The organism is Pseudomonas sp. BIGb0278 (genome assembly GCF_024809895.1).
Taxonomy (GTDB): Bacteria; Pseudomonadota; Gammaproteobacteria; order Pseudomonadales; family Pseudomonadaceae; genus Aquipseudomonas; species Aquipseudomonas shirazensis.
Genome location: NZ_JANUEL010000005.1, coordinates 41,389 through 65,065, shown reverse-complemented (window position 1 = coordinate 65,065; position 23,677 = coordinate 41,389). Strand labels below are relative to the sequence as shown.

Below are 23,677 nucleotides of genomic sequence, written 5' to 3'. Positions count from 1 at the left end.
GTTTTCCTTGTGTGACGAGCCACCTCGGCCAATCAATTCTGCTCTGCCTCGATCACTTGCCCATTACGGCGGTCGCCGTGCACTGCCATGTAGCGCACCAGTTGACCAATCCGCAGGTCGAGTGCCTGCAACAGCCGGTGGCGGGTGTCGTTGACTTCACGCTGATTGAAGAACCCCGGCGCCTGGGTGTAGAGGTCGAACGCCTGGTTGATCTGCGCCGGGGTGAGGACGGTGAAGTTTTCCCCGGCATTGTGGTTGTACAGCGCGACCAGGGTGCCGTTCTGGTTGCCGGCGTTATGCACGAACAGCAGGCTGACGTGCTGGCCGGGGCGGATGCGCACCTGGGTATTGTTGAGCTGGAAGCACGACTCTTTGCCGTTTTCCAGGCGCACCCAGAACTCATGCTCCTGCACGTTGTGGGTGCTCACCTGCATGCTCGACGAACTGCTGCCAGTCGAGCCGGAGCCCTGCCACATCGTGCCGCCAGTGGTGCGGTGCGAGTGGTAGGCGTCGAGGTGGGTCTGGTTGCGCTTCTGGCTGTCGAGCACTTCGCCATTGAAGACAAAGAACCCCAACTGGCGCTCGAAGTGGTTGAACGGCTCTTCGATGAAGTTGACGTCGTCGGGCGCCAGGGTGATGTCGTACATGGTGCGGATCATTTCGGCGCGAGCGGCCTTGTCGCGCTTGGCCTGCTCTTGCAACTGGGCGCGGCGCAGCTTGGCGTCGTCGATGGCCTTGAGCGCCTGGGCCTTGAGGATCGGGGTTTTCTCCTGGGCGTAGACGGTGGCCTTGTCGCTGGCCTGCTTGAGGATCGGCGCAGCTTTTTGCCCGGCCTCGACAGCCAGGTCACGGGCTTTATCCAGCGCCTGGGCGGCTTTGGCAGCCAGCTCGGGGTTGGCGTCGTAGGCCTTTTTCTTCAGGTCATCCCAGAGACTCATCGTGGTCACGCTCCATTGTGCAAGGGCAGATCAGCCGGTACCGCTGACCGGGTGCGGGCAGTTTAACCGCAAGCCGGGGCAATGACGTCAAAAAGCCATCTAACTTAAATTGACGGCTAAATGACTTTGCAAGTAGTGTTGCGCGGTTATTCAGTATCAAGGTGTGATTACTGAAACGGATCGATACAAGACTAGGTAGGGTCTACAAGGATGCGCGGAGTATTGCTACGCAGTGGTAAGAGTGAAGACTTTACCGCGTTGGGAGAGACTGGCCAGCCGGTCTATCGTGCCGCTTTGCAGCTGCGCGAGGCGATCCGCCGCAAGTACCCGGAGCATCCGCACCTGGTCGAGCACCTGGCCATCCCGCAGCCGGATGCGCTGGGCAGTACCCTTGACTGGTACAGCGAGCGCCCGGGCGATGTGATCCCGTGGAGCAGCGCTACCGAAGAAGAGCGAGCGCCTGCCCGAGCCCAGCTCGAAGTACTGCAGCTGCGCATCAACGATCTGAGCAACAGTATGCTCGGCCTGGATGCCAACGGTGCGCCGTTGCCCGGTGCCCGCAATGCCGTGCAGGGCGACAATACGGTGTTCGGCAAGCTGCTGACCTGTGTGGTGCCGTTTCCCGACGAAAACTTCGTGTATCTGGTGGATGGCCGCCCGGTCCTGACCTTCTGGGGCTTTATCCATGCCGGCGCCGAGCGCAGCCGCCAGCCCTTGCATTGCCTGTATCCGCGTGCTGCCAAAGCCGCCGAGCCAGTGATCGCACCGCCACCCGTGCCACCGATTGCTCCTGCGCCAGTACCGCCGGTTGCGCCGCCAGTGCCGGTTGCCGCCGCGCCGTGGTGGCGCCGGCTGGGTTGGTGGTGGCTGCTGCCATTTTTGCTGCTGTTGCTGCTGCTGTTCGGCCTGCGCAGCTGCTGGCCGGGCCTGAATGTGCCGGGCCTGCAGCTGCCTGACCTGAATCCGAAAGCGCCAGTGATCGACACTGGAACTCACAGCGGCAGCGGCACTGGCAACCTGGGTACTGGCACCGGTCAAGTGCCGGGCACCGGTGCTGGCCTGCCAGACGCTGGCGGCACTGGCCCAGGGGCCGGCAACCCAGATGCAACGCCACCTGCACCCGAGCCAACACCTGAACCGCCAGTGCCGGGCGATACCACCGCGCCTGAGCCCGCCCCGGAGCCTGCGCCTGAGCCAGAACCCGCTCCGGCGCCAGCGCCAGCGCCGGAACCTGCGCCTGCACCCGAGCCAGGCCCGAGCACGACGCCACCCGAACTGCCAACAGAACCCCCTGCGCCCGCTCCCCAGGCGAACCTGCTGAGCATTCCGCCTGACGCCGCCGAAGGCACCGCCAGCTTCCTCAATGGCGACTGGGCCGGTGCCGGCATCCAGGAAGTCGGCACCAGCAAGCCGCTGCGCCTGAAGTACGACTTCAAGGACGGCAAAGGCAATGCCACCGTCAGCCGCTCCGATGGCGTGCGCTGCCAGGCACCGGTTTCGGCGGCCATGAATCAAGGTCAGCTGTCGATCACCAGTGCCGGCCAAGCCGCCTGTGCTGACGGCAGCAGCTACGACCTGCCCCAGGTCAATTGCAAGCCAGGCGCATCCGGCCCGGCTGACTGCGCCGGCAACTATGGCGCCGACGCCTTCCCGATGCTGATGAAACAAGCCGGCCAATAATACGAGACGCAGAAGATGTTGCCCGAAATCACCCAGTTCGAAGAAACGGTCACGCTGGTCAGCGATACCGGCATTCAATTCATGGATTTCGCCCTGCGTCTCGGCCCGGACGGCGAGCAAGCGGGCAAGTTCGTCCAGCTCAACAACGGCATGGTGCCTACGCGCCTGCTGTGGTCGCGCGAGTACAAGGACTTCTACGAGCCGGAGCCGGACAAGGTCGTCCAGGTCGAATTCGACAGCAGCGACGACAACCACTTCCGCGTCGCCATGGAAGAAAGCCTGAAGCTGTTCGATGGCGTCTGGCTGCCATTGCCGTTCCTGCGCTTCATGGCGCCGCATCGGTTTGACGAAGGCCCCAACAACTGGTCGCGGATGCGCCTGGTCAAGCTGGCCGAGCCGGACCTGGACGGCAATACCCATCGCCTGACGCTGGCCTTCGATACGCGCATCATGGCCGCAGTGGCCGGTGCTCATTACCTGGCGCCGAACGAAGAAGACGTGCGCTCCGGGGTCGATTTCAAGCTGGCCTGCAGCGCCCGTGAATACGGCTGGTTCCTGACCCACGGCTGGATCCGCGAGTGGCTTGCCGAGCTGTATGGCGAAGCCCGCGCCGAGTGGACCCGCGAGCGCCTCGAACGTGATCTGCAGGGCAACCGTCACCTGGCCCACTACCTCAACCTGCTGAGCCTGTTGCGTCGGCCAGTGCCGGCTGAGCAGAGCGTCGAGAAGCCCAAGGTCGAAATCCCGGAAATCAAGGTTGTCGCCAACGAGATTCAGGGTGTGGTGCAGCCAATCCCGGTCGACCTGGTACTCGATGTGGGCAACTCGCGCACCTGCGGCATCCTCATCGAGGACCACGGCCAGGCAGGCTCCGGTATGCGCCACAACTACGTGCTCGAACTGCGCGACCTGAGCGAGCCGGAGAAGGTCTACAACGAAGCCTTCGAAAGCCGCGTCGAGTTCACCCAGGCCTACTTCGGCAAGGATAATTTCTCGGTCAAGAGCGGCCGCCACAATGCCTTCCAGTGGCCGACCATCGCCCGCGTCGGTGGCGAAGCCGGACGCCTGGCCAGCCGTCGCCGCGGTACCGAAGGCTCGACCGGGCTGTCAAGCCCCAAGCGTTACCTGTGGGATGAAAAGGCCTACGGCCATGGCTGGCGCTTCAATACCTCCTACGTCAAGAGCGACAAGGAGCCGCTGGCCACCGCCGCACCGTTCGCGCACCTGATCAACGACCTCGGCCAGGCCCTGTACCTGCCGCCGAAGAACGACATGCCGGTGTTCACCCCGCGCTATTCGCGCAGCAACCTGATGACCTTCATGCTGGCCGAAGTGGTCACCCAGGCGCTGGCCCAGATCAACAGCCCGGCGCAGCGTTCGCGCCAGGGCCACGCGCGCGTGCCGCGCCGCCTCAACAGCATCACCCTGACCGTGCCGCCAGGCATGCCTCAAGCCGAGCGCAGCATCCTCAGCAACCGCATGTACGAAGCCGTCGGCCTGGTCTGGAAGAGCTTTGGCTGGCATGCCGGCGAGAGCAACCCGTTCAAAGACAAGAGCATCGTCCCGCGCACGCCGCTGCCAAGCATCCGCGTCGATTGGGATGAAGCCAGCTGCGGCCAGCTGGTGTACCTGTACAACGAGGTCAACGAGAACTTCGCCGGTCATCCGGAAGAATTCTTCGCCGCCCTCGCCCGCCCGGACAAGCAGGAAGCCGAGCAGATCACCCTGGCCACCATCGATATCGGCGGCGGCACCACTGACCTGGTGATCACCGACTACCGCCTCGACCGTGGCAACAACGGCGGCGCCGGGGCCAACGCGCACATCGTGCCGAACCAGCGTTTCCGCGATGGTTTCAAGGTGGCTGGCGACGACATCCTCCTCGACGTGATCCAGGAGTTCATCCTGCCGTCGTTCCGCAAGGCCCTGCAGGGCGCTGGCGTGAGTGCGCCGGACGCGATGATGTCGCGCCTGTGCGGCAACGGTGATGCCTCGGCGCAAGAGCGCATCCTGCGTCAGCAGCTCAACCTGCAGATCTTCGTGCCGCTGGGTCTGGCCCTGCTCAAGGCGTACGAGAACTACGACCCGGCGCAGCCGCAGGACGTCGTCGAGCAGACCTGGCAAGAGGTGCTGGGCACTGCCGTGATCAACGACAGCGTGCTCGACTTCGTCAATGCCGCAGTGCGCCGCGAAGTCGGCCGCGAAGGCACGCTGGAGCTGCTGCAGACGCCGATCACGTTTGACCTTGAGCAGGTCCATGCGGCCTTCATCGGCGGCCAGATCAACATCACCCGGATCCTCGCCGAGCTGTGCGAAGTGATCTCGCACTACCCTTGCGACATGCTCCTGCTGACCGGCCGACCGTCGCGCCTGCCGGGCATTCAGGCGTTCATCCGCCAGCGCCTGCCGCTGCCGCCAGGGCGCATCCTGCCGCTGCAGAACTACCGCACCGGTGGCTGGTACCCGTTCCACCGCAACGGCCTGATCGACGACCCGAAGAGCACCGCTTCGGTCGGCGCGATGATCTGCCTGCTGTGCTCCAAGCACAGCGTGCCGAACTTCTATTTCCGCACCGTCGAGCTCAAGCCGTACTCGATCATCAAGCACTTCGGCCAGATCGACACCGCCGGCACCATCAAGCATGCCGACGTGCTCTACCACAACCTGCAGTCGGCCAAAGGCCGGATCGAACTGCCGATTGTTGGCGAAGGCGAGCAGCGCGGCACACCGTGGCTGGAAATGCGCGGCGACATGCACCTGGGCTATCGGCAGTTGTCGGCCGAGCGCTGGTCGGCCTCGCCGCTGTACACCTTGCGCTTCACCCCGCGCGGCAGCAGCGCGTTCTCCAAGGCACTCGGCAAGGGCGGCGAAGCGCCGGTACTACGCGTGCGCCTGGAGGTCGAGGAGCCGTCGGACCAACTGCTGGAGCAGGGTTTGATCAGCGACAAGCTGATCATCTGCGACCTGCAATCGAATATTCAGGATGCCGATTTCGATTACGACCGGGATCTGGAGCTTGCCCTCAATACCATGCCAACCATGAGCTTGAGTGACAGCGACTATTGGCTCGACAGCGGGAACGTCAAAGGAAAATGAGCGACCTTACGCCGAAGCAACAACAGTTGATGAACGCCTGGGGCGCTGTCCATGAAGGCGCCGGCCAGGCCCTGTCGTGGATCGACCAGGTGCGTGGCAACGCCGCCAGCGTGGAAGCCGAGGCCGATGGCCTGAGCCTGCGTCTGCGCCAGGCGCGCAACCGCGCCAAGGACCTGCGCAAGGCCGCGTCGACGCCAATGGTGATCGGCTTCTTCGGCCTGTCCCAGGCGGGCAAGTCGTACCTGATCTCGGCCCTGGCGGCAGATCAGCGCGGCCGGCTTGAAACCGACTTTGGTGGCAAGACCCTGGACTTCATCGAGCACATCAACCCGACCGGGTTGGGCAAGGAAGCCACCGGCCTGGTTACCCGCTTCAGCCGCCTGGCCAAGCCCAGCCCGGATGCCAACTACCCGGTCGAGCTGAAGCTGTTCAGCGAAGTTGAAGTGGCGAAGATTCTCGCCAACGCCTGGTTCGAGGATTTCGATCAGGAGAAGCTCGACTACAGCCTCACCGACGATAGCCTGCAAGCGCTGCTCAAAGGCTTCGAAGGCCGCGAGCAGGAGCAACTGCATCCCGGCGTCAACGGTGACGACGTGGTCGCCTTGTGGGACTACCTCAAGGGCAACTACGAAAAATCGGTACGCAAGCTCGATGACCACTACTGGCCACGAGCAATCAAGCTCGCGCCGCACCTGAGCTATCGCCAGCGCGCCAAGCTGTTCTCGGTGCTGTGGGGCGAGCAGCCAGCGCTCACCGAAGTGTATGAACTGCTGGTCGGCGGCCTGCACAAGCTGGGCTTCCCCGACACCGTCTATGCGCCTTTGAGCGTGTTGGTGAAGGACGACAACGGCAGCTACACGCCGACCAACAGCATCATGAACGTGGATATTCTTGGCCGTCTCGGCACCAGCCGCGATTTGCCGGTAAGCGTGCTGCCACTGCACGGCGACAAGGTCCAGAGCAGTGTCGGCCTGACCGTCGCCCAGCTCGCCGCGCTGACTGCCGAGATGACCTTCCGCCTGATCAACAGCCCCAAGGACCCGGTGGTCGAAGCGGTCGATCTGCTCGACTTCCCTGGCTACCGGACCCGGCAAAAGCTGCTGCGCCTGGAAGACGCTGCCAGCCCGGACGCGGTCGAAGAGGTCAACCCGGCCTCCAGCCTGATCCTGCGCGGCAAGGTCGCCTACCTGTTCGAGCGCTACACCGACGCCCAGCAGATGAATGGCCTGGTGCTGTGCACCAGTTCGTTCAAGCAGAGTGAAGTGGTCAGCGTCGGCCCGGTGCTGACCCGCTGGATCCACAAGACCCAGGGCGCCACGCCAAAAGAACGCGGCCAGCGCACTCCGGGCCTGATCTGGGCGCTGACCATGCTCGACGGTTTCATCGGCAACACCCTCGGCCTCAGCGAAGGGCAGCTGCCTGAAGGCTGCGAGAACATGATGAAGCTGACCATGATCGAGCGTTTCGGCGCTCAGGAATGGATGAAAGAGTGGGCCGACAGGCCGTTCAACAACACCTACCTGGTGCGCAAGCCGCGTCTGGACACCGCGTTCATCGAGCGCGACAGCGGCAGCGGCGAAGAAACCCACTTCAACGAGCGCCACGAGTTGCGCCTGCAGCAGCTGCAGCAGTGCTTTGCGCAAAGCCCCTCGGTGCAGCGCCATATCAAAGACCCGGCCGATGCCTGGCAAGCCATGCTCGCCCTCAACGACGGTGGCATCAGCCGCTTCAGCGCCAGCTTCCAAGGCATCAGCGACATCGACTTCAAGCTGACGCGCATCGACGAACAGCTGCGCCAGTGCCGCGCCGATCTGCTCGAACACGGCCTGCATGCATGGCGCGAAGAGGACTTCGAGCAGCTGCTGAACAAGAAGCGCGAGAAGACCCAATATCTGGTCGACAACCTCGGTGCCGATCCGGACGCGATCAGCGAGCTGATCAACGCCCTGCAATTGCCCGATGAAGAACTGCGCGAGCTGTACCTGGGCGGCGTGTATGACATCGACGGTATCGATGGCGAGGCAGAGCCCGAGCCGGAAAGTGCCGCCAAGGCGCCGGCCAACAAAGCCCCCGCGATCAACTTCGGTAACCTGTTCGCCAGCCCCGCAGCCGCGCCCGCTGCAGTTACCGCGGCCAAACCGCTGGCCCAGCGCTTGAACTCGGAACAACGCTTTGCCCGCGCCGCACTTAAAGCGTGGATCCGCCACATGCGCGAGCTGGGCACGCAGACCTTGCGCCTGAACAGCATGCGCATCAGCCGCGAACTGGCCGACGCCTTGACCGAAGAGCTGATCAGCGCCGTGCGCCGACCGGCCTTCCTCGCACAGCTCGACCAGGCCGTGACCCGGCGCATCCTCGGTGGCGCCCGGCGCGACCAATTGGTGCAGCGCCAGGTGATGAACGTGCAGCTGTTGATGCGCGACTTCCTGTCCTGGTTCGGCCTGCTTGCGCAGCCACTCAGCCAGCGCCCGAATTGTCTGATCGGCGAGCGCCAGCCAGTGTTCGGCTTCTACCAGAACGTGGCCCTAGGCGAGCTGCCGGAGCTGCCTGAACAGCCGTCACACCAGGAGCAGCGCTTCCTCGTCGACTGGCTGTCGGGCCTGGCCTGGCTGACCCAGGAAAACGCCAAGAACGGCGCCGACCCGGAAATTACCACCGAGCAACGCCGCCAGTTGGCGGTGTTGCTGAACACCTTTGAAGCGAGCTGACTGTAATGGGTATCAGAGTTGATGTGCTGCCACTGACCGTGAACACGCCGGGCCATGCCGTGCTGCGGATCACCGGCTGGGAGGGCGCGAGTGACGGCCTGGAGCTGTCCCTGCAGAGCAGCCAGACCCACGAGTTCCTCCACCCCGGCGCACGCTGGGGCAACGTCGCCCATGGTTTCAAGCTCGATGCCTTGCAGCCGGTGGACGGCGCGCCGGGCCTGGAAACGCGCATTGGTCCTGAGCTGATCGACCCCTTGCTGGAAGCCAGCGGCACCGCCAACTTCCGCGTGGAGCTGAGCGATCCGCAGCAAGGCCAGAGCGATATGGGCATGCTGCGCATCAACAATGAGGTGCTGCCATCGACTTCAGGTGCACCACAGCAGACGCCGCCCCCGCTGCCGGTTCCACCCGCACCTGAGCCGATCGCGCCAGCGCCAGTCAGCGTGCCTGAAGAACCTGTAACCACAGCCGTTGAACCGGAGCCGACCCCAGAGCCGGTAATCAATATCAGCAAGCCGATCTCCCCTGCTCCGGCCAAGACCGGCAACCGCTGGCTGCTGCCGCTGCTGCTGGTGGTTTTGTTGCTGCTCGCCGCAGGCGGCGCCTGGTGGTGGTTCAACAAACAACCAACCGCACCGGTCGAAGCACCGAAGCCCGAGCCCAAAACCGAACAGCCAGCGCCCCCTGAGCCCACTGCCGCCCTGCCCTGCACCCTGGAAAGCATGCAGAGCGAAGGCGAGATCCCGTTCGTCCAGGCCTGCATCCAGAACGCCCCAGGCTCGGCCGCGCTGCTGGAAGTGATCAACCAGGCCAAGGCCAGCAACCACTGCGGCGTTGCCCAGCGGCTGTACGCCAACCGCGCCCAGGGCGGCGACATCGAAATCGCCAGTGCCTATGCCCGCGAGTACGACCCCAAGTACCACCAGCCCAGCGAATGCTTCAAGGCGCCAGACAACGCCACCGCAGCCTACTGGTACGAGACCATTCTCGGTTTCGATGAGAACAACGCCGAAGCCAAGCAACGCTTCGAGGAGCTCAAACCATGAGCCTGCGCAGCCTTGGCGCCGCCCTGCTGGCCTTGAGCCTGAGCCCGGTGCTGCACGCGGCCGACAAGCCGCTGCTGCAAGAGGGCAAGAAAACCCTGTTCCAGCGCGTGCTGACCACCCCCGGCTGCAAGCTCAGCGACGCTGCAGGCGCTGCGCCGGGCAAGGCCCAGCCGACCTTCAGCCGCTTTTATGTGTACGAGCGCGCGGCGGTGGACAACCGCCAGTGGCTGCGCGTCGGCCCGGATACCCAGGGCAAGAGCATCGGCTGGCTGCCGGGTGACTGCACTGTCGAATGGAAAATGCAGCTGACCCTGGCCTTCACCAACCCGGCCAACCGCGACCGGCTGATGTTCTTCAAAGACCGCAGCCAGCTCGAAGGCATCCTCGATGCGCCCGACCCGGTCAGCAAGGTCGCGCCATTGCGCGCCCAGCTCAAGAACGGCAAGGAAGCGCCTGGGGTATTGGCCCAGGAGCCGGAGTACTTCGTCGACCTGCAGAAAAACTTCTACCTGCTGCCGGTCCTGAGCGGCGAAGAAGTGATGACTGAAGAAGGCTTCCGCACGCGCATCCTCAACGTCGCCTCGGTGAGCAAGGCCGACGCGGCCAGCAGCTCGGCACCTGCGGCCGGCAGTGCCGCCAGCCAGGCTGCCGCCAACACCCAGATGAAAGCGTTCAGCGCGGCGGTAGTATTCGTCATCGACTCGACCATTTCGATGGACCCGTACATCGACCGCACCCGCGAAGCGATCAAGCGTGTCTACGCCCAGATCGAGAAGGAGAACCTCGGCCAGCAGGTCAAGTTCGGCCTGATCGCCTACCGTTCCAGCACCCAGGCAGTGCCGGGCCTGGAGTACGTCAGCAAGATGTACGCCGCCCCCAACACGGTCAAGGACGGTGCCGACTTCCTCAGCAAGGTGGCGGACCTGAAGCAGGCCAAGGTCTCCAGCAAGGTCTTCGATGAAGACGCCTATGCCGGGGTCATGCATGCGGTCGACAAGGTCGACTGGAGCCAGTTTGGCGCGCGCTACGTGGTGCTGATCACCGATGCCGGCGCGCTGGATGGCGGCGACAAACTGTCCAGCACCGGCCTTGGCGCCGAGCAGGTCAAGATCGAAGCCAGCAACCCTGGCGTTGCTCTGTACACCTTGCACCTGAAGACCCCAAGCGGGGCCAAGAACCACGGCAGCGCCGAAGCGCAGTACCGCGCCCTGTCGACCTACCCCGGTACCAACACCTCGCTGTACTACCCGGTCAATGCCGGTGATGTCGACGAGTTCGGCCGCAAGGTCGACAGCCTCGCTGGCGCCATCACCCAGCAGGTCCGTTCGGCGTACATGGGCGAAGACGCCGTTGGCAGCGCCACCAATGCCAAGGCCAGCCCCGCCGAGCAGAAAATGCTCGAAGACGCCGCGCTGATTGGCCACGCGATGCAGCTGGCGTACCTGGGCAAGGCCAGCGGCACCCAGGCGCCGCCGGTGTTCGAGGCGTGGATCAGCGACCGTGACCCGATCAAGCAGAACGTGCCCACCACCGATGTGCGGGTGCTGCTGACCAAGGCGCAGCTGAGCGACCTCAGCGACGTGCTCAAGCAGATCCTCGACGCCGCCAACGAAGGCATGATCTCGCCCAGCGAGATGTTCACCCGCCTGCGCGCCGTGGCCGCAACCATGGGCGCCGACCCTAACCAGCTCAAGCAAGACGCCCGCGTGGCCGACCTCGGTGTGCTCGGTGAGTACCTCGATGGCCTGCCGTACCAGAGCGAAGTGCTCAACCTCGATGAAGAAACCTGGAAAGGCTGGGACGGCCTGGCCCAGGAGAAATTCATCCGCAACCTGAGCACCAAGCTGCGCCACTACCAGCGTTACAACGCCGATGTTGACCGCTGGGTGGCGCTGGCCCCGGGCGCCGACAGCCGCGACAACGTCTACCCGGTTCCTCTGGAAATGATGCCCTGACCACTTATGCTCGAGATCAAGGGATTGCGTGTGGTCCGCGGCCAGGGACCACAGTCACACGCCGTGCGCCTGGATGCGCTGCAGTTGCGCGCGGGCGAGGTGTGGGCGGTAACCGGCGAGAGCGGCTGCGGCAAGAGCACGCTGCTCGAAGCCATCGGCCTGCTGCTCAAGCCTGAGCGACTGGACTGTTACCTCCTCGGCAGCGAGCAGCACGACGTTGCCCGGCTGCTGGCCGGCGAGCAGCACGCGGCCTTGGCTGCACTGCGCTCGCGCGAGCTGGGTTTCGTCCTGCAGAGCGGCGGCTTGCTGCCGTTTCTCAGCGTGCGCGACAACATCCTCTTGCCGCGCCGTCTGCTCGGTCTGGACGCGCACAGCCATGCGGTCGACAAAGCCGTCGCAGCGCTGAGCCTGACGCCATTGCTGGACAAACTGCCGCAGGCACTGTCGATCGGTGAGCGCCAGCGGGTCGCCTGCGTGCGCGCCATCGCCCACGAACCGCGGGTGCTGCTGGCCGACGAACCAACCGCCGCGCTTGACCCACACAACGCGCAGCGGCTGTTCGAGTTGCTGCTGGAGCTGGTTGCCGAACTGGGCCTGAGCGCCTTGCTGGTGTCGCACGACTGGGCGCTGGTCGAGCGCTTTGGCCTGCCGCGTCTGGGCGCGATCAATGGCCAGGGGGAGACCCGTTTTGAACCCTTGGTATAAGCGCCTGGCGCTGCTGGTCAGGCTGTCGCTGGCCGACCTCTGGCATGACCGCAACGTGTCGCTGTGCATGGCCGCGTCGCTGGTGGCGGTGATCGCGCCGTTGCTGTTGCTGTTCGGCCTCAAGCATGGGGTAGTCAGCCAATTGCAGCAGGAGCTGCTCAGCGACCCGCGCAACCTCGAAGTGAAGATGCTCAGCAGCGGCCATTACGACCAGGCCTGGCTGCAACGCCTGCAACAACGGCCTGAGGTTGGCTTTGCGATTGGCCAGACCCGCTCGCTGAATACCCAGGCCGACCTGCTTGGCGAGCGTGGGCGCTTTGTCGACAACGTCGAAGTGATCCCGACCGCGGCCAACGACCCGCTGCTGGCCAGCGAATTCAGCGCACTGCAAGCCGATCAACTGATCCTCAGCGAGCGCGCGGCACAGCGCCTCGAAGCCAAGGTCGGCGACAGCGTGCGCCTGCGCGTCAGTCGCCGCCTCAACGAAGTCAATGAACGTGGCGAGCGCACTCTGCGCGTGCAGGCGATTGTCGCCGCTGTGCGCTTTGCCCGCCCGGCGGCGTTCGTCAGCCCTGAGCTGCTGCTGGACCTTGAACACTATCGTGACGGTTACCTGGTGCCTGCGTTGGGCGCCGGCAGCGGCCAGTCGCTGGAGGCGGTCGGAGTCGGCTATGCCCGTGCGCGGGTCTATGCACGCGATATCGACAGCGTCGCGCCGCTGGAGCAGTGGCTCAATCAACAGCGCATCGAGACCAGCAGCCGGCTGGCTGAAATCGACAGTGTCAAAGCCATCAACCATGTGCTGGGGCTGATCTTCGGAGTCATCGCCGGCGCTGCCCTGATCGGCTGCATTGCCTCGTTGGTGGGGGCGTTTCTGGCCAACATAGACCGCAAACGCCGCGACCTGGCGGTGCTGCGCCTGCTCGGTTTCACCAGCAGCGCGGTGGCCGTCTACGTGGTGCTGCAAGCGCTGCTGCTGAGCCTGACCGGGTTTGTCGGCGGGCTGGCCTGTTATTACCTGGGCAGTCTGCTGTTCGACCAGTTGCTCGGCAGCAGCCAGGCGACCGGCGCCTTTATTTGCCATATCACTGTCTGGCATGGCCTGGTGGCCCTGCTGCTGGCCTTGCTGGTCGCTGGCCTGGTTGCCTTGATCGGCGCCGTGCGGGCGATACGGATCCAACCTGCGGAGAGTCTGCGTGAACTGTAAAACCTTTGCTCGCCTGGCCCTGGCGCCCCTCGCGCTTGGCTTCGCCCTGGACGCCGCGGCAGCGAGCTGGGACGAAAAATTCTACAACCCCATGGCCGATGCCGACGATGTCGTGCTACCGATGCCGTGTGACGGCGCGATGGTGTTTCGCAAGGTGCTGATCCCGGTGGTCGGGCCGCTCGACGACTACCCGATCAACATCGGCGCCGACAGTGCCGAGTACGGCTATGTCGAGCAGACCCGACCAGCCTTCATCGCCGGCAGCTTCACCAGCGCCAAAGGCGACAAGTCGCGCTATTACCTGCTGGCCAAGTACGAAATGACCCAGCTGCAATACCGCGCCCTGACCGACGAAACCTGCCCGACGCCATCCAACAAACAGCGCCTGCCGGTGGTTTCGATCAGCTGGCTGGACGCCTTGCAGGCCGCCGACAAGTACAACCGCTGGTTGCGCGCCAATGCTGCCGACAAGCTGCCCCGCGAAGACGGCGCGCAGGGCTTCGTGCGCCTGCCGACCGAAGTCGAGTGGGAGTTCGCCGCACGCGGCGGGTTGCAGGTCAGCACTGCCGAATTCCGCGACATTCGCTACCCGATGGCTGACGGCCTGAACGCCCACGAATGGTTTGCCGGTGCGCAATCGGCCAACGGCCAGTTGCAGTTGAGCGGCCTGCTCAAGCCCAATCCACTGGGCCTGCATGACATGCTCGGCAACGCCAGCGAGATGATGTTCGAACCGTTCCGCCTGAACAAACTCGACCGCCAGCACGGCCAGGCCGGCGGCTATGTCGTGCGTGGCGGCAACTACCTGACCAGCGAAGCCGAGCTGCGCACTGCCCTGCGTCAGGAAGAGCCCTACTACAACGCCGAAGGCGCGGTGACCAAGAAAACCAACGGCATGCGCCTGGCGCTGGTGTCGCCGACCCTGACCTCACGCGAACGGGTCAAGGCCATCGAGAAGAGCTGGAGCAGCCTGGGTAACGACCAGCCGGCCGCCGACAGCAAGGACAAAGGCACGGTCAAGGCCCTCGAAGCGCTGGCCTCCAGCGTGCAGGACGAGGCCCTCAAGGGTCAGTTGAAAACCGTCGAAAACCAGCTGCGCGCGAGCAACCAGCAGCAACAGGAAGCCCGCGACCAGGCCATCCGCGCCAGCCTCAACCTGGGTGCGTTCCTTTGCACCAAGATGCTCGACGACGGCCAGTACCTGGACTTCCTGCAGAAAAACTACGCCGCCAACTGCAAGGCCGGCGAAGAAGACCCAACCTGCGGCATGCGCAAGAGCAAGCTCGACGAGCAAAGCGCGCGCCTGCACAAGCTCAGCCGTTACTACGCAAGCTCGCTGGTCGAATCCGGCTCGCTGTATGGCAAGAGCCTGCTCGAAGCGCAGGTGCCGGTGCTCGAAGGGGTGCTTACCGCCAACAACAATCTCAAGGAACTGACGCCGTACCTGCGCGCCCATTGGGCCAACCAGGTGTCGTTCCTCAAGTCGCAGAAAATTGATACCAACGCCTGGCTGAACAGCTGCAAAGCCGTCGCCCACTGACACCACAAGGAAGCGTAATCGTGATGCACAGCAAAACCGCTCGTAGCAGCTCCTGGATGAGCCTGATGATGGCCGCCTGCCTGGTCCTGACCGGCTGCGCCAGCACCGGCAGCTCGATGCTTGGCGACAGCGGCGGCGGCAAGGCCGACCCGCGCCTGACCTCGGGCGCCGACGCCAAGTTCTTCAGCACTTCGGGATACCAGGCCTGCGCCATGGCCGCCGGTGCCGGCGTGCTCGCCTGCGTACTGTCCAACTCGGGCAACAAGGCTGCCTGCGCGGTGATCGCCGGGGTTGCCGCTTGCGGTGTGGCCATGGGCGCCAACTACTACCTCGACCAGCGCCGCACGCAGTACGCCGACACTACCCAGCGGCTGAACGCGATGACCGGCGAAGTGCAGAAAGAAAACGCCAAGGTGGTCGAGCGCAGCAACACCCTGCAGCGGGTGATTGCCGACGACAAACAGCAGATTGCCGACATCCAGAAGAGCATCAAGGCCAAGACTGTCGACAAGGCCAAGGCGCAGCAGGAGATCGCCAATGTCGATACCAACATCGGCCTGATGCGCAAAGACCTGGGCAATATGAAAAGCCGCGTCACCGAGTTCGAGAAGGTCGCCAAACTCGAGCGTGACGGTGGTGCCAGCCCGGCCGAAGTGCAAAAGGTCGAGGCCGAGATCGCCAAGATGAACAACAAAGTCGTCGCCCTGCAGCAGGAAGTCGACGGCCTCTACAACCAGCGCTCCGCGATCACCCTCGGTTAAGGAACAGCCCATGTCACTTCGTCATTGCCTGGGCCTTGCCCTGCTCGCCAGCCTCGGCGGTTGCGCCACCACTGCCTCGCAGTGCAACGCTACCGACAATAGCGCCAGCCTGGTCAGCAAGCTCAATTGCGACTACGGCGGCGGCTATGCCGAAGGCGTGCGCAACAGCGAGCAGCAGTTGGTCACCGCGCAGGAGCAGAACCGCCAGTTCAATCAGGTGTTCAGCGAGCTCAGCGCCCTGCAAAGCTCGACTCGCCAGGACCTGGCCGGCCAGCAACGCCAGCAGGCCAACCTGGAGAAATCCCTGAACGGGCTGCTGGCCACGCTCAAGAGCCGCCATGGCAACAAGCAGGAGGTGCAGCAGCAGATTGCCAGCCTCGAGCAACAGCTGAAGAACCGCCAGGCAGCGCCAATGCAGAACGCCAGCAGCGCGCAGGTCGAAGCGCGCAAGCAGGAGCTCAAGGCCCTGCAGCAACAGGTCAGCCGTTTGCAGCTGAGCCTGGGTTACGAGTAAGCCCTTCGGCAGCTACGGCTGCCGATCCTTTTTCAGGATATCCACATGCAGCGGGTCACCCGCGATACCCGACCCGCGCAGGACGATCCGCGGGTGTTGGAACAGGCCATGGCGATCATCGTCAGGCACTTCCCGGCCAGCATCGCTCATCTCTACGCCACCCCGCGCACCGGCCAGGACGGTGTGCGTGAGTGGTGGTCGCCGCTGGAAGGCCAGCCGCAGCGCTATCACGACCTCACAGGCGAACAGCAGGCGACCTTGCTGCGCGTCTATGACCAGCGCCAGGACGCCCTGCGCCAGTTGGTCGGCGAGCTGAAGGAACGCGGCCAGGAGCAGGAGGCGAGCGTGCTGCGCGCGCTGATCGGCCCGGCCAACCTTGAGCACCTGTACAGCGTCAATGGCGAGCCACTGCTGGTGCGCTGGGCACAGCCGGCGCCGGTCAAGCCAGCACCGGTGGCGGCAGCGCCAGTGCCCGCACCGCGCCCGCGCAGCTGGATCTGGTTGCCGTGGTTCCTGCTGCCCCTGCTTGGCCTGTTGCTGCTGGCCCTGGCCTTGTGGTTTGGCTGGCCGTACCTGCAACGCTGGTATGAACAGCGCGAGCCGGCCAAATTTGCCTGCATGAAAGATGATCAGGCGCTGCCCCCGGAGTTCTCGGTGGTGCTGGATACCTCCGGTTCGATGCTACTGAGCGTCGCAGCGACGGCGGAGGACGAGCAGTGGTTCTTCCAGAACATCGCCGACCCCGCCATCGACCAGGCGCGAGTCGCCGAGGTTACCCGCGCGCCGGTACGCATCGATGTCGCCAAGCAGAGCCTCAAGCAGATGGTCGATGATCTGCACCCGGCCATCGACACGCGCTTCATCACCTTCGACGGCTGCCGAGCGCCGCTCGACCATGGCCTGTTCACCCCGGCCCAGCGCCCGGCGCTGATCAGCGGCATAGAGGGCCTGGTGCCGAACGACGGCACCGCCTTGAGCGCCAGCCTCGACCTTGCCGCAAAAAGCATGAACGGCCGCGACCGCGATGGCGTGATCGTGATGTTCGTCGACGGCGCCGATGGCTGTGGCGAGGATGTCTGTGCAGTCGCTCAGCGCATCGCCCAGGAGCAGCCGCGGCTGCGGGTCAATCTGGTCAATATCAGCAACAACAGCCTGGCCAACTGCATTGCCGACAGCACCGGCGGCCGGGTCTACAGCGGCGATAACGCCGTGCAAGTGGCGGCCGCGCTGAAACAGGCGAGCCAGGAAGTTTCCAGCAGCAACAACTGCAACTAGGACGATCGATGCAACGGGTAATCCGCGACAGCCACGCCAGCCAGGACGCCGCCGCTGCACTCGAGCAGCGGGTAGCGTTGATCCGCCAGCACTTCCCGCCGGCCATTGCTCACCTATATGCCATTCCCCGCCAGGGGCGTGATGGTGTGCTGGAGTGGTGGTCGCCGCTGGAAGGCCAGCCGCATGTGTATGCCGAGCTGGGCCGCGACCAGCAGGCAGCGCTGCTACAACGCTATGAAGAGCGCCAGGCCGCAGTCGGTCAGTTGGCCAACGAGCTGCAGCAGCGTGGTCAGACCCAGGCAGCAGGCGCCTTGCGCAGCCTGATCGCGCCGCCTGATCTGGGCAACCTCTACAGCATCAACGGCGAACCGCTGGTGATCCGCTGGGGGCAGACCGTGCCGGTGGCCGCGCCACCGCCGCCGCCACCGCCTGCACCAGCACCCAAGCCGGCGCCGCCCGCAGCCAGGCCGGCACCGCAACCCAGGCCTGCGCCACCGCCCAGGGCCGTACCTGCGCGGCGCCTGCGGCTGTGGCCATGGCTGCTGTTCGGCCTGCTGCTGGCGTTGCTCTATGCGCTGTGGTTGAACTGGCCAATGCTGTGGGCGCGCTGGCAGGCCGATCACAGCGCCATGTGCACGCCGGGCGCTGGCTTTCAGGCTTCGGAGTTCGCCGTGGTGCTGGACACCTCCGGCTCGATGAACGAACGCATCCGCGTCAAGCGCGCAGACGACCCGTGGTACATCAGCCTGCTGGCGAAGATCCCGGTGGTCGAGCAGTTTCTGCCGTCGGGCAAGGCGCCGCCGACGACCCGCCTGAACGTGGCCAAGACGGCCCTGGGCGCGGTCATCGAAGACCTCGACCCGAAGGTGGCGATGCGCCTGGTGACCTTCAATGGCTGCAAGTCGCCCGTCGATCATGGCGTGTTCGCACGTGACCAGCGCGCAGATCTGATCGACCGTATCGCCACGCTCAACGCACGCGGCGGCACGGCGCTCGGGGTCAGCCTGGAGGCGGCAGCGGCCAGCATGGACGGGCGTGAGCGCGACGGCGTCATCGTGATGTTCGTCGACGGCCGCGACAGCTGTGGCACCAGCATCTGCAAGGTCTCCGAGCAGATCGCCCAGAACCAGCCACGGCTGCGGATCAACATCGTCAACATCAGTGCCAGCACCGGCTCCAACTGCGCCGCCAGCAATACCGGTGGCCGGGTGTATACCGCTGATGATGCAGCTGCGGTGGCCGCCGCGTTGGAACAAGCCAGCCGCGAAGTCTCGCAGGGCAACGGCTGCTGAAGCGCAAACGGGCGCACGCCGTGCGCCCGTTTGCAGCCATGACGTTTTTCAATCGACTCCATGCCGTTTTCCGCGTTGCCGTGCAAGGCGCCTTGGCGGATGCTTTATTTACCTGAGCATCCCCCCCATTCGCGCACCGAGGCCTGCATGAAAACCGTCGACGAAATCCTCAAGAGCAAGGCACAACACCAGACCGTCTACACCATCGGCCCAACCGAGTCGGTGCTGGCGGCGCTGAAGCTGCTCGCGGAAAAAAACATCGGCGCCTTGCCGGTGGTTGAAGACGGGCGCGTGGTGGGCATCGTCAGCGAACGTGACTATGCGCGCAAGCTGATGCTCAAAGGCCGCTCTTCGCCGTTCACTACAGTGGCCGAGATCATGACCGCAGCGGTGATCACGGTTGAGCCCAAAACCAAGCTCGATGAGTGCATGCAACTGATGACCGACCGCCATCTGCGCCACCTGCCGGTGGTCAGCGAGGGCAAGCTACTCGGCTTGCTGTCGATCGGCGACCTGGTCAAGGAAACCATTACCGAGCAGGCCAACCTGATCAGCCAGCTGCAACAGTACATTCGCGGCGAGTGAAGGTTGTTTCAGTGATAGGCGCTTTCCAGCTCGTCCAGCTGATGGTCGAAGCTGCGCAGGCGCGCTGACCAGGTGTACACCAGCACTTCCAGATCACGGTTGAGCACTGCCGTGCCGCCCTTGCCGGCCACCGGCCCGTCGCCCAGATCCAGCTGGTAGCGCTCACGGGCCATGGCCGTAGCCACGCTGGAAAGGTCGCGGGCAAATGCCAGCCAGTGCTGGTGAGGGTCGTGGATTTCACGGTCGAGCTCGCGGCATTGGCACTTCAGCGCATCCAGGCTTTGTTCAAGCGGCGTGCCCTTGAGCTCGCCCATGACCTCTTCGAAGGTGCGCCCGGAGTGCCAGTAACTGCCCCAGAAATAGCGGTCGAACACGGTTTCGACCCGGCGCAGGGCAACTTTGGTGTTCCAGATGGTGACCAGGGTATGGCCCTGGCTGAGTTCGCGCCTGTTCAGCTGCAAGTGCTGCCAGGCGATCCAGGCCAGCCCGCAGAGCGCCGCTGCCGCGGTGACCGCAGCAGCGGCGTACAGAAACTGCACGGCCTGGTTCAGCTGATGGGTGTGCCGGATACCGTAGAAGTAGCCGGTGGTCAGGGTGCCGAGGATTGCCACGATGCACCAGAAACCGGCTGCATAGGGATCTTTCATCACGCTATCCCCTTGTTGTTTTACCTCAGCATAGCAACGCCACTTCACCCATCAGGTGCCGCTCGGCGCTTTATTTGCGGGGGCGACGCAGGGCTTCGTTGAGTTGATCAAAGGGGATTGCCCAGTCGGCGTCCTCAAGCACCGCTTCTTTGAGGAATGCGCGCTGCGAGTCGCTCCAGAACGGCGCATCGACCAGCTTGATTTCGTTTTTCAGCGGCGAGTGCGAGGTGATGAACTGATCGATGCTCTGCGCATCGTGGTCCAGCCCCAGTTGCATGAACAGTTCGGCAAACTGATGAGTCGGTGCTTCCATGGGTGCCTCCTCGCCAAGCTGGCCGTCGACGACGCCGGCCCGGCGCTGGTTGAGTGAGAGATGAGGTGGCCGCAGCCACCTTGCTCAAAGATAGACACCAGCCAGGCCACTCAAGGTCGAAGCAATTTGCACTTTTTATCCGACAAGCGTCACAGCGGCGCCCGGCGCAGGGTGGCGAGGAAAGCTGCAGCGCCGACAAACAACCCGGCAAAGGTACGGTTCAGGCGCTTCTGCTGTTTAGGCGTGCGCAGCATCCGCAGCACCCGCGAGGCCAGCCCGGTGTAACCAGCCATCACCAGCAGGTCGACGCAGACCATGGTCGCGGCAATCGTCAGATACTGCGGCAGCAGCGCCTGATGCGGGTCGATGAACTGCGGCAGCACGGCGAGCATGAACACCAGCGCCTTGGGGTTGCTGACATTGACCAGCAAACCACGGAACACCAGGCTCAGCGGCTTGCCGATCGGCCGTATCGGCGACTCGGCGCTCATATCCATGGGCAGCGCGCGCCATTGCTTGTAGGCGAGGTACACGAGGTAGAACACGCCGAACCACTTGATCACCTGAAACGCCGTAGACGAGGCAGCGAGGATGGCGCCGACGCCGGCTGCAATGATCGCGATCTGCAGCAACAGACCGAGTTGCAGGCCCAGGGCGTTCCAGTAACCGCGCCAGAAACCGTACTGCAGGCCGCTGGACATCGAGGCAATCGCCCCCGCCCCCGGCGACAGGCTGATCACCCAGCACGCGGCAAAGAACGCCAACCACGTTTCCATCGACATGTAGCACCTCATAGCGGATATGTTGCAAAACATTAAGCTAAGAGGTTGGCGGCGAAATCACCAGCGTTTTTTGTGGGTTTGCAGCAGGTGCGGCTAACGTCAGTCAGCCTGGACCGCAACATCCTTGGCCACACCCGGCACCTCGCTGCCACGCCAGCGCCGTACGCACTTCTGGAAGAACTGGCTATTCGGCACCTGCACCAGCGCGCCGCCGGCATCGGGCATTTCCATCAGGGTGGTGAACAGCAGGTTGATCGCAATCACTCGGCCCTTCACGCCCGGCTTGTCGAGGGTTTCCACCAACTCGACGACGTCACCGATACGAAACGGGCCGACAGTAAAGATCAGCACGGCGCAGAGCAGGTTGGACAACACGCTCCACATGGCAAAGAACGCCACCGCCGCTACGGCGACAAAGCCTGAAAGCGCGGTCCAGAGCACGGTGGCCGAGACGCCAAGACGCTCCAGCACAAACAGCAGAGCACTGCCCATGATCAGCCAGCGCAAGCCGCCACGTACCGGTACCAGCAATTCTGGTGGCAGTGGATAGCGTTCGCCCAGCCGGCTCAGGCAACGGCCGACAAAACGTTGCAGGATGAACGCTGCGGCGAGGATCAGCAGAATCTGCGCGCCTAGCCACAGTGAATCCATCCATTGCCCCGGCAGCAGGCCGTGCAGGTCTTCCATCAGGACAACGCCTCAAGTTCGGCCTGCATGCTTTCGAGCAGCTCAAGTGCCTCCATCCAGGCTTCTTCAAGCTCGGCTTCGCGCTGCTTGAGTTTGCTCTGACGGCCGAGCAGGTCCCGCAGAGCATCCTTGCGCGATTGCTCGTAGAGGCCGCTATCGGCCAGGGCCGTGTCGATCTCGGCCAGCTGACTGTGCACCTGGCCCAGCTCGGCTTCGAGCTTGTCGGCAGCGCGCTTGTGCGGCGCCAGTTGCTGGCGCAGGGCAGCGGCGGCCTGACGCTGGGCCTTTTTGTCGGTCTTGTCCGGGTTGACCGGGGTGCTGCTGACCGGCGCGTTGCGCTGGCGGTAGTCGATCAGCCAGCGGCTGTAGTCATCGAGGTCACCGTCGAAGGTGTCGACCTTGCCGTCGGCAACCAGCAGGAAGTCGTCGGTGGTGCTCTTGAGCAGGTGACGATCGTGAGAGACCACCACCACTGCCCCGCTGAACTCCTGCAAAGCCATGGTCAGCGCCAGGCGCATTTCCAGGTCGAGGTGGTTGGTCGGTTCGTCGAGCAGCAGCAGGTTGGGCCGTTCCCAGGCGATCAGGGCCAGGGCCAGCCGGGCTTTTTCACCACCGGAGAAGTTCACCACCGGCTCCTCGGCACGCGGGCCGTGGAAGTCGAAGCCGCCAAGGAAGTCGCGCAGGGTTTGCTCGCGCTCGGTCGGGGCAATCCGCTGCAGGTGCAGCAGCGGGCTGGCCTTGTCGTCCAGCGAGTCCAGCTGATGCTGGGCGAAATAGCCAACCGAAAGGTTCTCACCGCGCACCAGGCGCCCGCCCAGCGGCTGCAGTTCGCCGGCAAGGTTCTTGATCAGGGTCGACTTGCCGGCGCCGTTGGGCCCGAGCAGGCCGATCCGCGCACCCGGCGTAAGCTGCAGCTTGACCTTCTCCAGCACGGCGGTGTCGCCGTAACCCAGACGGCCTTCGGAAAGGTCGAGCAAGGGGCTGGAGATTTTTTGCGATTCGCGGAAGACGAAGTCGAACGGCGAGTCGACGTGCGCTGCCGACAGCTCTTCCATGCGTTCCAGGGCCTTGATCCGGCTCTGCGCCTGACGGGCCTTGGTCGCTTGCGCCTTGAAGCGGGCGATGTACTTTTCCATGTGCGCGCGCTGCGCCTGCTGCTTCTCGTAGGCCTGTTGCTGCTGGGCCAGACGTTCGGCGCGGGTGCGTTCGAAGGCGCTGTAGCCACCCTTGTACAGGGTCAGCTTGCGCTGCTCGACGTGGAGCACGTGGTCGACCACCGAATCGAGGAAGTCGCGATCGTGGGAGATCAGCAGCAGCGTGCCCGGGTAGCCCTTGAGCCAGTCTTCCAGCCAGAGGATGGCGTCCAGGTCCAAGTGGTTGGTCGGCTCGTCGAGCAGCAGCAGGTCGGACGGGCACATCAGGGCCTGCGCCAGGTTCAGGCGCATCCGCCAGCCACCGGAGAAGTCGCCGACGCGGCGGTCCATCTGCTCGTTGCTGAAGCCAAGGCCGGCCAGCAACTTGCGTGCACGGGCATCGGCGGTATAACCGTCGGCGCCCTCCAGCTCGCTGTGCAAGCGGGCCAGCGCAGTGCCGTCGTGGGCTTGCTCGGCCACTGCCAGCTCGGCCTGGACCTGACGCAGGCGCAGGTCGCCATCGAGCACATAGTCGACTGCCACGCGCTCGAGGGTATCGACCTCCTGACGCATGTGCGCGATGCGCCAGTCGCCGGGCAGCTGGCAGTCGCCGCCGTCGGGCGTGAGCTCGCCGCGCAGCAAGGCGAACAGGCTGGATTTGCCGGCGCCGTTGGCACCGATGAGGCCGGCTTTATGACCGGCGTGCAGCGTCATCTCGGCGCTATCTAGCAGGCGCTGCGGACCACGCTGTAAAGTGAGGTTGGTTAGTCTGATCATGATGGTCGCGGAGTCTACCAGCTTCCTCGGCCGCTA

Annotated in this window: 19 protein-coding genes; 13 read left to right on the top strand and 6 right to left on the bottom strand. The window is 64.3% G+C overall.

The annotated features are described in order from the left end of the window. Positions 1–32 precede the first annotated feature (32 nt). A complete protein-coding gene (locus tag M2396_RS17430; protein ID WP_259076631.1) occupies positions 33–938 on the bottom strand; it encodes a hypothetical protein in 906 nt (301 codons plus the stop codon). 210 nt (positions 939–1,148) lie between these two features. Here M2396_RS17430 and M2396_RS17425 point away from each other — a divergent pair, with 210 nt between their 5' ends. From M2396_RS17425 to M2396_RS17365, 13 genes are all read left to right on the top strand, one after another. Then, the gene (locus M2396_RS17425; protein ID WP_259076629.1) at positions 1,149–2,618 is read left to right on the top strand and encodes an SrfA family protein; all 1,470 of its coding nucleotides are present in this window, start codon (positions 1,149–1,151) and stop codon (positions 2,616–2,618) included. Positions 2,619–2,633: 15 nt separating this feature from the next. Next, complete coding sequence (locus M2396_RS17420; protein WP_259076627.1) at positions 2,634–5,714, top strand: virulence factor SrfB; 3,081 nt, start codon at positions 2,634–2,636, stop codon at positions 5,712–5,714. Beyond that, positions 5,711–8,422 carry a putative virulence factor gene (locus M2396_RS17415; RefSeq protein WP_259076625.1) on the top strand — a complete coding sequence of 904 codons (2,712 nt, stop codon included), beginning with the start codon at positions 5,711–5,713 and terminating at the stop codon, positions 8,420–8,422. The genes M2396_RS17420 and M2396_RS17415 overlap by 4 nt, the downstream gene beginning before the upstream one ends. A gap of 5 nt (positions 8,423–8,427) precedes the next feature. Then, entirely contained in the window at positions 8,428–9,468 is a 1,041-nt protein-coding gene (locus tag M2396_RS17410; protein ID WP_150573752.1) for a hypothetical protein, read from the top strand. Further along, entirely contained in the window at positions 9,465–11,423 is a 1,959-nt protein-coding gene (locus M2396_RS17405) for a vWA domain-containing protein (protein WP_259076623.1), read from the top strand. The genes M2396_RS17410 and M2396_RS17405 overlap by 4 nt, the downstream gene beginning before the upstream one ends. A gap of 6 nt (positions 11,424–11,429) precedes the next feature. Further along, on the top strand, positions 11,430–12,128 hold the full coding sequence (locus tag M2396_RS17400; protein WP_103435361.1) for an ABC transporter ATP-binding protein: 699 nt from the start codon (positions 11,430–11,432) through the stop codon (positions 12,126–12,128). After that, entirely contained in the window at positions 12,112–13,335 is a 1,224-nt protein-coding gene (locus M2396_RS17395; RefSeq protein WP_101322610.1) for an ABC transporter permease, read from the top strand. Before M2396_RS17400 ends, M2396_RS17395 begins: the two co-directional genes overlap by 17 nt. Before the next feature lie 91 nt (positions 13,336–13,426). Beyond that, positions 13,427–14,875, top strand: coding sequence for a formylglycine-generating enzyme family protein (locus M2396_RS17390; protein ID WP_262500185.1), 1,449 nt, complete (start codon positions 13,427–13,429; stop codon positions 14,873–14,875). 20 nt (positions 14,876–14,895) lie between these two features. Further along, on the top strand, positions 14,896–15,636 hold the full coding sequence (locus tag M2396_RS17385) for a hypothetical protein (RefSeq protein ID WP_409035108.1): 741 nt from the start codon (positions 14,896–14,898) through the stop codon (positions 15,634–15,636). A gap of 10 nt (positions 15,637–15,646) precedes the next feature. Then, positions 15,647–16,150, top strand: a complete 504-nt coding sequence (locus M2396_RS17380; protein ID WP_101322613.1) for a hypothetical protein — start codon at positions 15,647–15,649, stop codon at positions 16,148–16,150. Between the two features lie 45 nt (positions 16,151–16,195). Next, a complete protein-coding gene (locus M2396_RS17375) occupies positions 16,196–17,425 on the top strand; it encodes a hypothetical protein (protein WP_259076617.1) in 1,230 nt (409 codons plus the stop codon). A gap of 8 nt (positions 17,426–17,433) precedes the next feature. After that, the gene (locus M2396_RS17370; protein ID WP_259076614.1) at positions 17,434–18,717 is read left to right on the top strand and encodes a VWA domain-containing protein; all 1,284 of its coding nucleotides are present in this window, start codon (positions 17,434–17,436) and stop codon (positions 18,715–18,717) included. 147 nt (positions 18,718–18,864) lie between these two features. Continuing rightward, positions 18,865–19,302 carry a CBS domain-containing protein gene (locus M2396_RS17365; RefSeq protein WP_101322616.1) on the top strand — a complete coding sequence of 146 codons (438 nt, stop codon included), beginning with the start codon at positions 18,865–18,867 and terminating at the stop codon, positions 19,300–19,302. Positions 19,303–19,310: 8 nt separating this feature from the next. On the opposite strand, the gene M2396_RS17360 is transcribed toward M2396_RS17365, so the two are convergent. From M2396_RS17360 to M2396_RS17340, 5 genes are all read right to left on the bottom strand, one after another. Then, entirely contained in the window at positions 19,311–19,949 is a 639-nt protein-coding gene (locus M2396_RS17360; RefSeq protein ID WP_188036872.1) for an NADH:ubiquinone oxidoreductase subunit N, read from the bottom strand. Positions 19,950–20,019: 70 nt separating this feature from the next. After that, complete coding sequence (locus M2396_RS17355) at positions 20,020–20,262, bottom strand: DUF2789 domain-containing protein (RefSeq protein ID WP_101322618.1); 243 nt, start codon at positions 20,260–20,262, stop codon at positions 20,020–20,022. A gap of 149 nt (positions 20,263–20,411) precedes the next feature. Next, positions 20,412–21,044, bottom strand: a complete 633-nt coding sequence (locus M2396_RS17350) for a LysE family transporter (protein ID WP_150573204.1) — start codon at positions 21,042–21,044, stop codon at positions 20,412–20,414. A gap of 99 nt (positions 21,045–21,143) precedes the next feature. Next, positions 21,144–21,731, bottom strand: a complete 588-nt coding sequence (locus M2396_RS17345) for a mechanosensitive ion channel family protein (protein WP_101322620.1) — start codon at positions 21,729–21,731, stop codon at positions 21,144–21,146. Then, entirely contained in the window at positions 21,731–23,641 is a 1,911-nt protein-coding gene (locus M2396_RS17340) for an ATP-binding cassette domain-containing protein (protein ID WP_101322621.1), read from the bottom strand. Before M2396_RS17340 ends, M2396_RS17345 begins: the two co-directional genes overlap by 1 nt. Positions 23,642–23,677: the final 36 nt, after the last annotated feature.

Excerpts from the sequence above, each read along its gene's own strand:
- M2396_RS17430 (WP_259076631.1), bottom strand. The coding sequence starts at position 938 with ATGAGTCTCTGGGATGACCTGAAGAAAAAGGCCTACGACGCCAACCCC.
- M2396_RS17425 (WP_259076629.1), top strand. The coding sequence starts at position 1,149 with ATGCGCGGAGTATTGCTACGCAGTGGTAAGAGTGAAGACTTTACCGCG.
- M2396_RS17420 (WP_259076627.1), top strand. The coding sequence starts at position 2,634 with ATGTTGCCCGAAATCACCCAGTTCGAAGAAACGGTCACGCTGGTCAGC.
- M2396_RS17415 (WP_259076625.1), top strand. The coding sequence starts at position 5,711 with ATGAGCGACCTTACGCCGAAGCAACAACAGTTGATGAACGCCTGGGGC.
- M2396_RS17410 (WP_150573752.1), top strand. The coding sequence starts at position 8,428 with ATGGGTATCAGAGTTGATGTGCTGCCACTGACCGTGAACACGCCGGGC.
- M2396_RS17405 (WP_259076623.1), top strand. The coding sequence starts at position 9,465 with ATGAGCCTGCGCAGCCTTGGCGCCGCCCTGCTGGCCTTGAGCCTGAGC.
- M2396_RS17400 (WP_103435361.1), top strand. The coding sequence starts at position 11,430 with ATGCTCGAGATCAAGGGATTGCGTGTGGTCCGCGGCCAGGGACCACAG.
- M2396_RS17390 (WP_262500185.1), top strand. The coding sequence starts at position 13,427 with ATGGCCGATGCCGACGATGTCGTGCTACCGATGCCGTGTGACGGCGCG.
- M2396_RS17380 (WP_101322613.1), top strand. The coding sequence starts at position 15,647 with ATGTCACTTCGTCATTGCCTGGGCCTTGCCCTGCTCGCCAGCCTCGGC.
- M2396_RS17375 (WP_259076617.1), top strand. The coding sequence starts at position 16,196 with ATGCAGCGGGTCACCCGCGATACCCGACCCGCGCAGGACGATCCGCGG.
- M2396_RS17370 (WP_259076614.1), top strand. The coding sequence starts at position 17,434 with ATGCAACGGGTAATCCGCGACAGCCACGCCAGCCAGGACGCCGCCGCT.
- M2396_RS17365 (WP_101322616.1), top strand. The coding sequence starts at position 18,865 with ATGAAAACCGTCGACGAAATCCTCAAGAGCAAGGCACAACACCAGACC.
- M2396_RS17360 (WP_188036872.1), bottom strand. The coding sequence starts at position 19,949 with ATGAAAGATCCCTATGCAGCCGGTTTCTGGTGCATCGTGGCAATCCTC.
- M2396_RS17355 (WP_101322618.1), bottom strand. The coding sequence starts at position 20,262 with ATGGAAGCACCGACTCATCAGTTTGCCGAACTGTTCATGCAACTGGGG.
- M2396_RS17350 (WP_150573204.1), bottom strand. The coding sequence starts at position 21,044 with ATGTCGATGGAAACGTGGTTGGCGTTCTTTGCCGCGTGCTGGGTGATC.
- M2396_RS17345 (WP_101322620.1), bottom strand. The coding sequence starts at position 21,731 with ATGGAAGACCTGCACGGCCTGCTGCCGGGGCAATGGATGGATTCACTG.
- M2396_RS17340 (WP_101322621.1), bottom strand. The coding sequence starts at position 23,641 with ATGATCAGACTAACCAACCTCACTTTACAGCGTGGTCCGCAGCGCCTG.